Origin of the sequence: Candidatus Merdisoma sp. JLR.KK011 (genome assembly GCF_036941125.1) — a bacterium.
Taxonomy (GTDB): Bacteria; Bacillota; Clostridia; order Lachnospirales; family Lachnospiraceae; genus Laedolimicola.
Window position 1 is genome coordinate 1171334 of record NZ_JAYWSZ010000004.1, and the last position, 13956, is coordinate 1185289.

Genomic DNA, 13956 nt, shown 5'->3' on the forward strand with positions numbered 1-13956 from the left:
ATGAGGAATAAAAGAGACTGCCTCCTAATATATTTAACAACAGGTTGGATATATTAGGAGGTCTTTTATTGGAAGAGAAGCAATATGCAAAATCTCACCGGATTCTGCTGAACAATAGACGGACAGGTACTGTAAGCGGGGTGACGGATGTAATTTCCTTTGACATAGCAGAAATCTTATTGGAGACGGAGCAGGGTATGCTGACCATTAAGGGCGCAGATCTGCATGTGAACCGTCTGACCCTGGAGAAGGGCGAGGTGGACATTGAGGGCCGGATTGACAGCATGGCTTACTCTGAGGTGGCGGATTTCCAGAAGGCGGGCGCTTCTCTGCTGGGCCGCCTGTTTAAATGATGCCTATGAGTGAAGGGATTCTGTTTGAACTGCAGTTTTTTTCCAAAGCTTTTCTCCTGGGCGCCGTGATGATGATTTTGTATGACGGGGTCCGGATTTTCCGCAGAATTCTTCCCCATGGCGCGGCGGCCGTAGCGGCGGAGGATATTTTGTACTGGCTGTTCTGCGGCGTGTGCATTTTCCGTATGCTGTATGTGGAGAACAGCGGCGCCATCCGGGGGTTCGCCATAGCAGCGGTGGTGCTGGGGATGCTGTTGTATCTGCAATTTACAAAATTAATTAAAAAAATGGGAAAAAAATTGCATAATTCTGTTAAAAGAGGTATAATGAAATCTAAATCACGATAATGTGGGATTGCGGAACTGGAATAGGAGGCGGTGAAAGAGATGAGAATGACAAAGACAAGACGTGCTTTACAGAGAAGCAAGCGCATAGGACTGCGTGTCATTGCTTTTGCCGTACTGTGTCTGCTGGTCGTGGCCTCTGTGGGAAAGATTCAGCTGCGGCAGAAGGGCGAGGCGTACCGGCAGCGTGAGGAGGAGCTCTTATCCGCCATTGCGGAGGAGGAAGCCCGGACGGAAGAGATTGAGGAGTTTCGAAAATACACCGAGACGAAGAAGTATGTGGAAGAGGTTGCAAAAGAGCGTCTGGGACTTGTCTATGAAGATGAGATCCTGTTTAAGGCAACCGAGTAAAAGGGTAATTACATGGGGCTGCTGCAAAATAAGCCATCAGGCTTATTTTGCAGCAGCCCTTTTTTAATCCTTCTGAGAATTCTTCCGGTACTGGATAGGGCTGATGCCCTGGATCCGGCGGAAGCTCTGGGAAAAATAGCTTGGCGAGGAGAAGCCCAGGGTCTCCGAAATCTGGGAAAGGGGCAGCCGGGTTTCGGAAAGGAGATAAAGGCTTTCTTTGATCCGGCAGGAAAGGAGGTAGTTAATAGGCGAGGTTCCGTATTCCCGGCTGAAAACGTGAGCCAGATAATATTTGCTCACATGGGCCACGGCCGCCAGGTCGTCCAGGGTCAGATTTTCCTTAAAGTGGTTGTCGATATAGCGGCGCACAACGGCGCATTCCTTGCTGGACTTCCGGGTGGAGGGGATAAAGGTTATGGTAAATTCGCTGCGGCGCATCAGCTGCAGGAGGATCACTTCCAGAATATCCTGGCAGATGATGTTGTAACCGGGAAGATGCGTTTCGATCTCACCGAGCAGGCTTTTTAAATAGAAGAGAAGCTGCTCGGTTTCCGATTGGAAATGGACAATGGAATAGCCCTTGCCCCCGTCGTCTCCGGAGAGAGCCTCCAGCCCGTCCACGCCCATGACGATATATTCCAGAGGATGCTCCTCGGAGCTGACCTCCGTATGCTCTACATTGGAATTCACAATGATAAAATCTCCCACATTAATAGGAAGAGTGCCGTCCGCCAGTTTTAAGTGGCCGTATCCGCCGGTGACAAAGAATACCTCCGCACAGGGATGGGTATGAAGAATGGAGTGCCATTCCGTACTGTAACGGGCGACACTGACATAGAGAAGCTTTGTTACGGAACGGTCGATGGGATTCACAGCCAGAGGATCCAGAACATAGCAATTTGTACTCATAAAAACTCCTTATATATTATAGATATTGCTATAAATGAGATAAAAAAGCAATATAAATAATAATTTGCAAAAAAATATTGTTCTATATCACATCATTATAATGCAATATTCCCGGTATCACAAGAAAGAAAATAAAAAAATATTCAAATAGTCAAGATAGTGAAAGATGATGTTAAAATAATTCGTTATCTTGTATAAGAAAAAAGTATAATTAATGTTAAAAATAAAGGAAATATCTAAAATAAGCAAGATGTATAAAAAAGTAAGCAACATAGGGGTTGGAAATAAAAGGGGATGCTGTTATACTTGGCTCATAAGTAACACAATCATTTTTATTCATTTTTTTACTAGGAGGTAAGAAGTTATGAAAAAGGTAATTAGTATCCTTCTTGCAACAGCTTTGACAGCTTCTATGCTTGCCGGCTGCGGAGGAAAGACTGATGCGCCTGCAGCTGAGGCGCCGGCAGAGGACAGCGGGCAGAGTGAAGCTCCGGCAGAGGGCGGAGAAGAAGCAGCAGAACCGGCAGCGGGCGGAACCATCAAGGTTGCGGCTATTGAGACTGCTTACGGCAGCGAGATGTGGCAGGAGGTCTGCGACGCATTTACGGCTGAGACCGGTATTGCGGTAGAGCTCATCACAGACAAGAATCTGGAGGATGTAATCGGTTCTTCCATGAAGGCCGGAGATTTCCCGGATGTGATTCACCTGGCAACCGGACGTGAGGACGCTCTGACAGAGACCTTCATTAAGGACAAGAATATTGTTGATATTACAGATGTACTGTCCATGACCGTTCCGGGCGAGGACAAGGTGGTAGGCGATAAGATTGCAGGCGGCTTTACGGAGACTGCCCTGACCAATCCTTACGGCGACGGCAAGACTTATCTGGCGCCGATGTTCTACTCTCCCTGCGGACTGTTCTACAATGCGGGCCTGTTCGAGGAGAAGGGCTGGACGGTACCTGCGACCTGGGATGAGATGTGGGCCCTGGGCGACAAGGCTAAGGCAGAGGGAATCTCCCTGTTTACATATCCTACAACCGGATATTTTGACGCATTCTTCTACGCTTTGATGTACTCCGTAGGCGGAGCTGACTTCTTTAATAAGGCAACCAGCTATGAAGAGGGCATCTGGGACACAGAGGAAGCAAAGACCTGCTTTGATATCGTAGCAAAGCTGGCTACCTACACAGAACCCACCACACCGGCACAGGCGAATGACCAGGATTTCACCAAGAATCAGCAGCTTGTACTGGACAACAAGGCTCTGTTTATGCCCAATGGTACCTGGATTGTAGGCGAGATGGCAGAGGCTCCCCGTGCAGAAGGCTTCCAGTGGGGCATGACGGCTCTTCCGGCTGTTACTGCAGGCGGAGACGGCTACAGCTACACTTGGTTTGAGCAGGCATGGATTCCCGGCGGCGCAGTAAATCAGGATGCTGCAAAGCAGTTTATCGCTTTCCTGTACAGTGACAAGGCTTGTGAGATCTTCGCTGCAAAGAATGCTATTCAGCCGGTTCTCGGAATTGCTGATAAGCTGGAGGGAGACAACAAGATGTTTTATGCCATCTACGACAACGGCGCAAAGGCTGCTATGGGTAACTTTGCGGCATTCAGCCCCATTGAGGGTCTGGACAACCGTACCGTATGGTTTGACCCGGTGAACTCTCTTGTTTCCGGAACCATGAAACAGGATGAGTGGGTTGAGGGCATCAAGAGCGCAAGCGATCAGATGAGAGCGAATCTGATGCAGTAAGCTTTTCGATAAGGGTTCAGATATCTGGACAAATACCTTTCAAAAGAGAATTACAAGTGAATGAAGAAACGGCGGTGCGGACTCGGACTCCGCCGCCGTTTTTTTAAAAGGAGATCGCAGGCAGGGACTGCGGTTGACCGGAAAGGGGTTATGGCAATGACGAAACGATCGGGCCGCAGCAGATTTATTTTTCTGTGTCTGGCGGCGGCAGTAATTTTATTTACTGTTTTTATGCTTATTCCGACCATGAATATCTTCAGAATGTCTCTGTTTGTTCGGAGCGCGTATTCTACCACGGAGGAGTTCGTGTGGCTGCAGAATTTTTCCCGGCTGATGGCGGATTCTAATTTTATCCGTTCTATGCAGAATACCATTCTGCTGATTGTAGTGGTGACTGTGGTTACCTTTGGGCTTGCACTGATCTTTGCCGCAATTTTATCAAGAGAAAAGATTAAGGGGCAGAATTTTTTCCGGATTATTTTTTACATCCCGAATATTTTGTCTGTAGTAGTTATCTCGGCAATTTTCAGCGCCATATACGATACAAACAACGGAACTTTGAACAGCCTTCTGTCCCTGTTTAAGGGAGAGACAGTGGCGGTTCTCTGGAAGGGAGAGGGCATGGTTATGGTCAGCCTGATCATTGCCATGGTGTGGCAGGCCATCGGATATTATATGGTCATGTATATGGCGTCTATGGCCAGCGTTCCCCAGAGCCTCTATGAGAGCGCCAGCCTGGACGGCGCCGGACGGCTGACCCAGTTCTTCCAGATTACGCTTCCGCTTATCTGGACGAATATCCGTACCACGCTGACCTTTTTCATTATCAGTACGATTAACATGGCGTTTCTGTTCGTCAAGGCCATGACCTCGGGAGGACCCAACGGTGCTTCGGAGGTTGCGCTTTCCTATATGTATAAGCAGGCTTACACCAATTCCACCTACGGTTACGGCATGGCCATCGGCGTGATGGTATTTCTGTTTTCCTTTGGATTGTCGGCGCTGGTGAACGTGGTTACAAAGCGCGAGCCATTGGAATTTTAAGGGGGGATTGGAATGGAACAAACAAAGAAATCATCGGGCGAGACTTTATATAAAGTGTTTATTTACCTGGCGCTTATTCTGCTGGCCGTTACCATCATTGTTCCGGTGGCCTGGGTATTCATGGCCTCCATCAAGCAGAACAGCGAATTCTACGGTAATCCCTGGGCGCTGCCTGCCGGCGTTTATCTTCAGAACTTTGCGGATGCCTGGAGTAAGGCGCGGATGGGCGAGTTTATGCTGAACTCCGTGATTGTGACGGCTTTGGCGCTTGTGATACTTCTGGCCGTTGCGCTGCCGGCGTCCTATGCCCTGTCACGCTTTGAGTTTAAAGGGCGTAAGTTTCTGAACGCATTGTTTATGGGGGGCTTGTTCATCAATGTGAATTACATTGTTGTGCCAATCTTCCTTATGCTGGTGGACGGAGATAAGTTCTTGAAGGGAATGATCGGCAGCGGGTTCTTTTTGAACAATATTTTTATACTGGCTGTGGTATATGCGGCAACGGCCCTTCCCTTTACCATCTATCTTTTATCCAGCTATTTTGCAACGCTTCCCCATGATTTTGAGGAGGCGGCCTACATAGATGGAGCAGGATATTTTTCAACCATGGTGCGGATTATTTTCCCCATGGCCCAGCCGTCTATCGTGACGGTGATTTTGTTCAATTTCCTGTCCTTTTGGAATGAGTACATCATCGCCATGACGCTGCTGGCAGATCCCAAGGGGGCGAAGACGCTTCCTGTAGGTTTGATGCAGCTCACACAGGCGCAGCAGGCGGCGACCCAGTACGGCCAGCTCTATGCGGGCCTGGTACTGGTTATGCTGCCCACACTGATACTTTATATCTGCGTGCAGAAGAAGCTTACACAGGGTATGACTCTGGGCGGACTGAAAGGATAAGGTGGGAATATGAATTATTGGAAAGAGCATGCAAGCTTGCGCATGACATTGATTGCATTATTTTTTATAATCGGGATGGTTCTGGTTGTGGTCGGATGGAAGATGACGGGAAAAATGACAGGCCTGGTGCTGATGCTTGTAGGCCTGGTGCTGCTTCTGGCTGCTTTGCTGATTTACAATAAGGGCTTTGATTAAGGACAAGAATAGACGAGGTATGTAAGATGAGCAACCAAGATAAGAACAGAGGCAGGGTAACGATACCCACAGATGTGGATGTGGTTCCTGCCACCCTGGAGCTTTTGGAGCGCTGGGGAGCCGATGCCATCCGGGACTGCGACGGGACGGACTATCCGGAAGGGCTGAAGTCCGTGGACGCCAAGGTGTATTCCACCTATTACACGACCCGCAAGGATAATGCGTGGGCCAAAGCGCATCCGGAGGAAGTCCAGCAATGCTATATTATGACGGGATTCCACATGGCGCAGGAGGAGGCTTTGTCCATTCCCCTGATGTCCGGCATCAGCAGGGAGCTTCTGATGGTAAATACCCGGGATGACAGGAAGCGCTGGTGGGAGGTGATGGACCGTACCGCCGGACAGCCGGTCTCTCCCCTGGAATGGGATTACTGCGAGGAGGAGGGCTGCGTGGTTCTGCCGAATCCGGTTCCCTATCATGAGTATACAGTCAGCTTCCTGGCTTATTTGATCTGGGACCCGGTGCATATGTACAATGCGGTGGTTAATGACTGGAAGGATTTTGAGCACCAGATTACCTTTGACGTGCGTCAGCCTAAGACACGTGCCTACACCATGGAACGGCTGAAAAGGTTTGTGAAGGAACATCCTTATGTGGACGTCATCCGGTATACTACATTTTTCCACCAGTTCACATTGGTTTTTGACGAGCTGAAGAGGGAGAAGTATGTGGATTGGTACGGATATTCCGCATCCGTTTCGCCCTATATTCTGGAGCAGTTTGAGAAGGAGGCTGGATATCCCTTCCGGCCGGAGTATATCATTGACCAAGGCTATTACAACAATCAGTACCGCATTCCCTCCAAGGAGTATCAGGACTTTGTGGCTTTCCAGCGCAGAGAGGTGGCGGCCCTGGTAAAGGAAATGGTGGATCTGACCCATGAGCTGGGGAAGGAAGCAATGATGTTCCTGGGAGATCACTGGATTGGCACAGAGCCTTTTATGGACGAGTTCAAGACAATCGGTCTGGACTCTGTTGTGGGGAGCGTGGGGAACGGAATGACCCTGCGTCTGATCTCCGATATCCAGGGCGTCCGCTATACGGAAGGGCGTTTTCTGCCCTACTTTTTCCCGGATACCTTCCACGAGGGCGGCGATCCGGTAAAGGAGGCAAAGGAAAACTGGGTGACGGCCAGAAGGGCGATTCTTAGAAAGCCCATTGACCGGATTGGCTATGGGGGCTACTTAAAGCTGGCCTGCCAGTTTCCGGAGTTTATCGATTATGTGGAAAGCGTGTGTAACGAATTCCGGGAGCTGTATGAGAACATCAAAGGCGCGGAGGGCTTCTGCTATAAAAAGGTGGGAGTTTTGAACTGCTGGGGACGTATGCGTTCCTGGGGCTGCCATATGGTGCATCATGCCCTCTACCAGAAGCAGAATTACAGCTATGCCGGCGTGATTGAAGCGCTGTCCGGCGCACCCTATGAGGTAGTATTCCTCTCCTTTGAGGAGATTCGGGAGAATCCGGAGGTTTTGAAAGACATTGACGTGCTGATTAATGTAGGTGACGGGGATACGGCCCATACGGGCGGATACATGTGGGAAGACCCCAGGATTACGGCTGCGATACATGGGTTTATTTATAACGGCGGCGGATTTATCGGCGTGGGCGAGCCCTCCGGACATCAGTATCAGGGGCGTTACATTCAGCTTGCAGCGGCTCTCGGGGTAGAGAAGGAGACAGGCTTTACTTTTGGTTATGATAAATATAACTGGGAAGAGCATCGGGATCATTTTATTCTGGAGGATTGTCCGGGAGAGGTTGACTTCGGGGAAGGAAAGAAATGCATGTATGCCCTGGATGGAACAAAAGTTCTGGTTCAGAGGGAGAAAGAGGTTCAGATGGCGGTGAATACCTGCGGATTGGGGCGCACGGTTTATATCTCCGGACTTCCTTACAGCTTTGAAAACAGCCGGATTCTCCACAGAGCGATTCTGTGGAGCGCCGGGAGCGAGGAGCTTCTTAAGAACTGGTTTTCGGAGAATTACAATGTGGACGTCCATGCCTATGTAAAGAACGGAAAGTTCTGTGTGGTGAATAATACATATGAGCCTCAGAGCACCGTTGTCTATAAAGGGGATAAAAGCAGCTTCGCACTGGATTTGGAGGCAAATGAGATCCGGTGGTATGAGATTTAGGTGAAGATAGAGGAAATAAATAAAGGTTATGCCATGAAGCATACGAGAAAAGCTGTTACCCTGGTGACAGCTTTTCTAAACGGATTCTATGTCCGATTTTGTCTGAAATTTCTTAAAATCATCTCCTCGGTTTGACAAAAAAAGTAATTTCTCTCCTCTATAATGCACAACTACACAGACACACACAGAGGATGAAGAAGTGCAAAACTGGAATCAGTAACATTTTTCTGGCGCAGTGGGAGAATGTTACGGAACTGGAATCAGTAACATTCTACTGAAGCACAGATCGATTTACGGGCACATGTTTTTGTGACCGGAAATTGATCTCAGGAAGGTGCTGCAGGAGAATGTTACGGAACTAAAATGGAGGATGTGAGGATATGAAACAGGAAGAAGAACGTAAAACAGGGCACTATGCCTGGCTTTACGGTGTGATTGCGGGCGGCTGTGTAGCCGCAATGCAGATTGGCGTGGGATTGCTGCAGGTGGAAGGGGAGTTTGCCATAATGCTGGGAGCGGCCCAGGGGCTTTTGGTATGTTCCCTTACCGTTATCTGCGGCAGCATGATGGAGTGGCTTCTGACGCCCCTTCCCATGGAAGAGGAGGACGGGCCTCTTCATCCGGCCAGGGTAAGAGTACGAGAGTATGAGTCGGCATTTCACAGTCTGGCCGACAGCTTTTCCGGCAGATCTTTGTCAAAAGAAATGATGGTGGAAGGCGCAGACGGAGCAGCCGTATTGGACATGCCATCAAAAATGAATCTGCTTTTTCACACAAAGCTGGAGGAAAACCGGGCGGCAGTGGCCGTGCAGTTAAATGAGATGGCCCAGATTATGACGGACACCATAGAATATGCCTGGGACACTCAGACAGATGAGAGCCTGGAGACCCGTTTGAAAAAGAAGCTCCGCAGTATGGGGCTTTCCGTTCACGGAGTATTGGTATATCAGCAGGAAAATAAGCGCCAGGAGGTCTATCTGATGGTAAATACCAGGCGCAGGCGCTGTGTGGCGGTGAAGGACGTGGCCTCTGTCCTGTCCAAGATGATGAAAAAATCCATGATGCCTGCCCGGGACAGCCGGGCATTTGTGGGAAGCGAGCGGATTACCGTCCAGTTTGTGGAGAGGACAAACTTTGAGGTGCTTTACGGGATTGAAAAGGCGGTAAAGGAAGAGGAGGAAGTATCGGGAGATAATTTTTCCCTGTATCACTGCAGGGAAGGGCAGTTTGTCGCCGCACTGTCCGACGGGATGGGATCGGGAATGACCGCCTACAAGGAGAGTGAACGAGTCATCGATCTGCTGGAACAGTTTCTGGAAGCAGGCTTTACCAAGGAGACGGCGGTGCGCATGATTAATTCCGCCTTGATCGTGGGATCTGATGAACAGGTATTTTCGACGATAGATATCAGCTCGCTGGACTTGTATACGGGAATCTGTGAATTTTTGAAGGTGGGGGCGTCAACTACCTTTATCCGGCGGGAAAACTGGGTGGAGACCATTTCCTCCACCAGCCTTCCGGCCGGGGTATTCCACAAGCTGGATCCGGATTCCTCAAGTAAAAAGCTATACGACGGGGATATGGTGATCATGGTAACGGACGGGGTGCTGGATGCGCTTCCGGCGGAATGCCAGGAGGCTTTGATGAAAGATATTATTATGGAGCATGATACGGAGAATCCAAAAGAGCTGGCATCTTACATACTGGGACGGGTGCAGCAGTATCAGGATAAGCAGCCTGCCGACGATATGACGGTAATGGCCGTATCCCTGGTAAAGTATTAAGAAATGTTGACTTTTTGGGGAAAACGCCTGTATACTGTGAATAAGTATTTCTGCCCGGGCAGGAGGAAAAGCGAGGTGTATGGAGAGGGTGCTTTCAAAGATCGGCGCATTTGTCAGAGAGAAACAGCTTATACGGCCAAAGGATCGGGTTCTGGCAGGCGTATCGGGAGGACCTGATTCCGTATGCCTGCTTTTGGTACTGCTGGAATTAAAGGCAGAGCTGGATTTTGAAGTGACGGCAGTTCATGTAAATCATGGCATTCGTGGAGAGGAAGCTCTGCGGGATCAGCGGTTTGTGGAAAAGTTCTGTGGGGAACGGGGGGTTCCCCTGGAATGTGTTTCCCGTAAAGTGCAGGAAAGGGCTTTGAAGGAGAAGCTGACTCTTGAGGAGGCGGGAAGAATATGCCGCTATGAGGTCTTTCGGGAGGAAGCCAACAGAACCGGCTGCAGCCGGATAGCCGTAGGCCATCATGGAGACGACCAGGCGGAGACCATGCTGTTCCATCTTTTCCGGGGGACGGGAATCCGGGGGCTTGCGGGTATGGAGCCGGAGAGGAACGGCATCATCCGCCCTCTGCTCTGCGTGGAGCGGCAGGAGATTCTGGAATGGCTTCGCGAGAGAAGGATTCCCTGGTGTACGGACAGTACCAATCTGGAGGAGGCTTATACCAGGAACCGGATCCGCCATACCATTCTGCCCTGTGCCAGGGAACAGATCAACGAAGGGGCGGTGCGCCATATGCTTCGGACGGCAGAAGAGCTGTCAGAGATTGAGCGTTATCTGGAGGAGGAGACAGGTAAGGCATACGCCATGGCTGTATGCCGTGAGGAAGAGAAGCGCCTGATTCTGGAGAAGCCCTTTGGGGAGCTTTCGCCGCTGCTGGCAGACCGGGTGATACGGCGCTGTCTGGGAGAGCTGGAGGGCGGACTAAAGGATGTGGAGCGGAATCACATTGGTTTGGTGAAGAGCTTATTTGATAAGCAGACAGGAAGCAGCTTAAGCCTGCCGGGAGGGCGCAGGGCTCTGCGGGAATATGAGGGCGTAGGGCTTGGCAGGGAAGAGCCGAAAAGAGAGACAGACATGGAGACGGAGTTTTGTCCCCAGATTCCGGGCGTCTGTACGGTGAAAGAGAAAAAATGGCTTTTTTTCCTGGAAAAAGCACAAAAAATTCAAATAATTCCGGAAAAAACATATACGAAATGGTTTGATTATGATAAAATAGAAAATTATCCGGTGATTCGCAGGCGCAGGCCGGGGGACTATCTTGAGATAAACCGGAACCACGGAAGGAAGAAGCTGAAGGATTATCTGATAGATCAGAAGGTTCCGGTCAGAGAACGTGACGAGCTTTTTCTTCTGGCAGACGGAAGTCATGTGATATGGATTCCGGGCATGCGTATCAGTGAAGGATTTAAAGTGACGGAAGATACGAGACAGATTTTAAAAGTACAGATAGGTGGAGGAGAGGAAAATGGCAGAGAAGGTCCGTATTATGATACCGGAGGATGAGGTGGATGCAAAGATCCAGGAGCTGGGACAGAAGATCAGCGAAGATTTTGCCGGTCAGGAGGTACATTTGATCTGCATTCTGAAGGGAAGTATCTTTTTTGTGTGCGAGCTGGCAAAGCGGATTACCCTTCCGGTGACAATAGACTTTATGCAGGTTTCCAGCTATGGAGCAGAGACGAAGTCCAGCGGCGTTGTGCGTTTGAGCAAGGATCTGGATGAACCTTTACAGGGAAAGAATGTGATTATTGTGGAGGATATCATTGATTCCGGACGCACGCTGAATCATCTGGTGAAGCTTCTGGGGCAGAGAAATCCAAGAAGTATGACAATCTGCACCCTTCTGGATAAGCCTTCCCGCCGGGTGGTGGACGTGGAGGTGAAGTACACCGGCTTCCAGATTCCCGATGAGTTTGTGGTAGGATACGGTCTTGACTATGATCAGAGATATCGGAATCTTCCCTATATCGGTATAATAGAATTTGTAGATTAAACAGCAGGACATTATGAGGCTGGACGGTAAAGCCGAGGAGGCTTTACCCTTTACGGAACTGGAATAAGACTGGAATAGGAGGAAGCATATTGAACAACAGAACATACAAGGTATCATTTTTTTATCTAATCCTTTTAATGGTGCTCTTGTTTTTTGTATCTGAATTTGCAAAGAGAGCGGAGATGCAGAACCTGTACACATATACCCAGTTTCAAGAGGACATTGAATCGGGAATTGTAGAGCGGGCTGTGATTATCCAGAATGAGGCGGCGCCTACGGGAGTCGTGGAGCTGATAAGGGTGAGCGGAACAACCGCAAAGGTCAACGTTCCGGATACGGCAGAGGCCGGGAGGCTGCTTCAGGAGGCGGGTATTCCGGTAGCCTATGATAATGTAAGAGGCCAGGGCTGGCTTCAGAGCCTTGGAGTTCCGCTTCTGGTGGCGGTTGTGGTGGTGTTTGCCATGATGATGCTGATGAACAGGCAGTCTGGCGGCGGCAACAGTCGTATGATGGATTTCGGAAGAAGCCGGGCCAGGATGACGACCCAGGAGCAGATCCATACCACCTTTAAGGATGTGGCGGGGCTTCAAGAGGAAAAGGAAGACCTTCGTGAAATCGTAGACTTTTTGAAGATGCCTCAAAAATACATCAAGGTAGGAGCCAGGATTCCCAAGGGTGTATTGCTGGAGGGGCCTCCAGGAACGGGTAAGACGCTGCTTGCCAAGGCGGTGGCCGGAGAGGCAGGCGTGCCGTTTTTCAGCATTTCCGGTTCGGACTTTGTGGAGATGTTCGTAGGCGTGGGAGCCTCCAGAGTGAGGGATTTGTTTGCGGATGCCATACGCAATCACCCCTGTATTGTGTTTATTGACGAGATTGACGCGGTGGCCAGACGCCGGGGCAGCGGCATGGGCGGCGGCCACGACGAGCGGGAACAGACCTTGAACCAGCTTCTGGTGGAGATGGACGGCTTCGGCGCAAACGAAGGAATTATTGTGATGGCGGCTACCAACCGGGTGGATATTCTGGATCCGGCTATCCTGCGTCCGGGACGTTTTGACCGGAAGATTATGGTAGGCAGGCCGGATGTAAAGGGCCGCGAGGAGATTCTGCATGTGCATGCCAAGGATAAGCCCCTGGCGGAGGATGTGGACTTAAAGCAGGTAGCCCAGACTACGGCGGGAATGACTGGCGCAGATCTGGAGAATCTGATGAATGAGGCGGCGATCTTTGCGGCCAAGGAGGATCGGCAGTACATCCTCCAGAGCGATATCCGCAAGTCCTTTGTAAAGGTGGGAATCGGCGCGGAGAAGAAAAGCCGGGTGGTTTCCGAAAAGGAGAAGCGGATTACCGCATACCATGAGGCGGGCCATGCGATTTTGTTCCATGTGCTTCCGGATGTGGGGCCGGTCTACACGGTATCCATTATTCCTACGGGCATGGGGGCAGCAGGCTATACCATGCCTCTTCCGGAACGGGACGATATGTTCAATACCAAGGGAAAAATGCTGCAGGACATCCAGGTTTCATTGGGGGGACGGATTGCGGAGGAGCTGATTTTTGACGACATTACCACAGGCGCTTCCCAGGACATCAAGCAGGCTACCGGCGTAGCGAGGGCTATGGTGACCAAGTACGGAATGTCGGAGAGCCTGGGCCTTGTAAATTATGATTCTGATGAGGAGGTCTTTATCGGAAGGGACTTCGGCCATACGAAGGGATACGGAGAGGCTGTTGCCAGTAAGATTGATATGGAAATTAAGCGCATTGTCGATGAGTGCTATCAGAAAGCGAAGGATATTATTCTGGCTCACCGCAAAGTGCTTGATGAGACTGCGCAGCTTCTGCTTGAGAAAGAGCGGATTACACGGGAAGAATTCGAGGCTCTCTTTGAGAAGGATAAGGACAGTCCGCTTTTTGATTCATAGGAGCAGGATTGAAATCAGGGAATTCCGTCATTATGACGGAATTCTTTTGTGAAAACCTTACAAAAACGACATGCAATTTTTGTTAAGTTTGTGCACACTTATTTGAGAACTGTGCTATAATAATACTTGTAAAACCCCCAATACATTATATAGTTTTTGCTACACCCCATAAGTAAAAGAAATACCTTCTCCTAAAA

General features: G+C 49.9%; 13 protein-coding genes. 12 read left to right on the forward strand and 1 reads right to left on the reverse strand.

Going from position 1 to position 13956, the window contains the following annotated elements; genetic code table 11:
* Positions 1-68: 68 nt before the first annotated feature.
* Genes yabP through VV089_RS19570 form a run of 3 tightly spaced genes read left to right on the forward strand, consistent with a single transcriptional unit; the run spans position 69 to position 1048 of the window.
* Positions 69-353 (forward strand): sporulation protein YabP, encoded by a 285-nt coding sequence (gene yabP / locus VV089_RS19560; protein WP_172544062.1) that lies wholly within the window; start codon positions 69-71, stop codon positions 351-353.
* A 5-nt stretch (positions 354-358) separates the two neighbouring features.
* Positions 359-700: a spore cortex biosynthesis protein YabQ gene (gene yabQ, locus VV089_RS19565; RefSeq protein WP_172544063.1), complete on the forward strand. Its 342-nt coding sequence runs from the start codon at positions 359-361 to the stop codon at positions 698-700.
* 39 nt (positions 701-739) lie between these two features.
* Positions 740-1048 (forward strand): septum formation initiator family protein, encoded by a 309-nt coding sequence (locus VV089_RS19570; RefSeq protein ID WP_334337085.1) that lies wholly within the window; start codon positions 740-742, stop codon positions 1046-1048.
* Between the two features lie 63 nt (positions 1049-1111).
* Here VV089_RS19570 and VV089_RS19575 read toward each other — a convergent pair whose 3' ends face one another.
* A complete protein-coding gene (locus VV089_RS19575; RefSeq protein WP_172544064.1) occupies positions 1112-1957 on the reverse strand; it encodes a helix-turn-helix transcriptional regulator in 846 nt (281 codons plus the stop codon).
* 364 nt (positions 1958-2321) lie between these two features.
* Between VV089_RS19575 and VV089_RS19580 the strand changes: the two genes are divergently transcribed.
* The 9 genes from VV089_RS19580 (at position 2322) to ftsH (ending at position 13759) form a co-directional block, all read left to right on the forward strand.
* Positions 2322-3713, forward strand: coding sequence for a carbohydrate ABC transporter substrate-binding protein (locus VV089_RS19580; protein ID WP_334337086.1), 1392 nt, complete (start codon positions 2322-2324; stop codon positions 3711-3713).
* Positions 3714-3869: 156 nt separating this feature from the next.
* Positions 3870-4757, forward strand: coding sequence for a carbohydrate ABC transporter permease (locus tag VV089_RS19585; RefSeq protein ID WP_172544066.1), 888 nt, complete (start codon positions 3870-3872; stop codon positions 4755-4757).
* 12 nt (positions 4758-4769) lie between these two features.
* Complete coding sequence (locus VV089_RS19590) at positions 4770-5657, forward strand: carbohydrate ABC transporter permease (protein ID WP_172544067.1); 888 nt, start codon at positions 4770-4772, stop codon at positions 5655-5657.
* A 9-nt stretch (positions 5658-5666) separates the two neighbouring features.
* The gene (locus VV089_RS19595; RefSeq protein WP_172544068.1) at positions 5667-5852 is read left to right on the forward strand and encodes a DUF6903 family protein; all 186 of its coding nucleotides are present in this window, start codon (positions 5667-5669) and stop codon (positions 5850-5852) included.
* Between the two features lie 26 nt (positions 5853-5878).
* The gene (gene gnpA / locus VV089_RS19600; protein WP_172544069.1) at positions 5879-8050 is read left to right on the forward strand and encodes a 1,3-beta-galactosyl-N-acetylhexosamine phosphorylase; all 2172 of its coding nucleotides are present in this window, start codon (positions 5879-5881) and stop codon (positions 8048-8050) included.
* A 380-nt stretch (positions 8051-8430) separates the two neighbouring features.
* Complete coding sequence (locus tag VV089_RS19605) at positions 8431-9834, forward strand: SpoIIE family protein phosphatase (protein WP_172470167.1); 1404 nt, start codon at positions 8431-8433, stop codon at positions 9832-9834.
* Positions 9835-9913: 79 nt separating this feature from the next.
* Complete coding sequence (gene tilS, locus VV089_RS19610; RefSeq protein WP_334337087.1) at positions 9914-11344, forward strand: tRNA lysidine(34) synthetase TilS; 1431 nt, start codon at positions 9914-9916, stop codon at positions 11342-11344.
* On the forward strand, positions 11307-11834 hold the full coding sequence (gene hpt / locus VV089_RS19615) for a hypoxanthine phosphoribosyltransferase (RefSeq protein ID WP_172544071.1): 528 nt from the start codon (positions 11307-11309) through the stop codon (positions 11832-11834). Before tilS ends, hpt begins: the two co-directional genes overlap by 38 nt.
* An 89-nt stretch (positions 11835-11923) precedes the next feature.
* Positions 11924-13759 carry an ATP-dependent zinc metalloprotease FtsH gene (gene ftsH / locus VV089_RS19620; protein ID WP_172544072.1) on the forward strand — a complete coding sequence of 612 codons (1836 nt, stop codon included), beginning with the start codon at positions 11924-11926 and terminating at the stop codon, positions 13757-13759.
* Positions 13760-13956 lie beyond the last annotated feature (197 nt).

Excerpts from the sequence above, each read along its gene's own strand:
- VV089_RS19580 (WP_334337086.1), top strand. The coding sequence starts at position 2,322 with ATGAAAAAGGTAATTAGTATCCTTCTTGCAACAGCTTTGACAGCTTCT.
- VV089_RS19570 (WP_334337085.1), top strand. The coding sequence starts at position 740 with ATGAGAATGACAAAGACAAGACGTGCTTTACAGAGAAGCAAGCGCATA.
- VV089_RS19595 (WP_172544068.1), top strand. The coding sequence starts at position 5,667 with ATGAATTATTGGAAAGAGCATGCAAGCTTGCGCATGACATTGATTGCA.
- yabQ (WP_172544063.1), top strand. The coding sequence starts at position 359 with ATGAGTGAAGGGATTCTGTTTGAACTGCAGTTTTTTTCCAAAGCTTTT.
- gnpA (WP_172544069.1), top strand. The coding sequence starts at position 5,879 with ATGAGCAACCAAGATAAGAACAGAGGCAGGGTAACGATACCCACAGAT.
- VV089_RS19585 (WP_172544066.1), top strand. The coding sequence starts at position 3,870 with ATGACGAAACGATCGGGCCGCAGCAGATTTATTTTTCTGTGTCTGGCG.
- VV089_RS19590 (WP_172544067.1), top strand. The coding sequence starts at position 4,770 with ATGGAACAAACAAAGAAATCATCGGGCGAGACTTTATATAAAGTGTTT.
- VV089_RS19575 (WP_172544064.1), bottom strand. The coding sequence starts at position 1,957 with ATGAGTACAAATTGCTATGTTCTGGATCCTCTGGCTGTGAATCCCATC.
- hpt (WP_172544071.1), top strand. The coding sequence starts at position 11,307 with ATGGCAGAGAAGGTCCGTATTATGATACCGGAGGATGAGGTGGATGCA.
- tilS (WP_334337087.1), top strand. The coding sequence starts at position 9,914 with ATGGAGAGGGTGCTTTCAAAGATCGGCGCATTTGTCAGAGAGAAACAG.
- VV089_RS19605 (WP_172470167.1), top strand. The coding sequence starts at position 8,431 with ATGAAACAGGAAGAAGAACGTAAAACAGGGCACTATGCCTGGCTTTAC.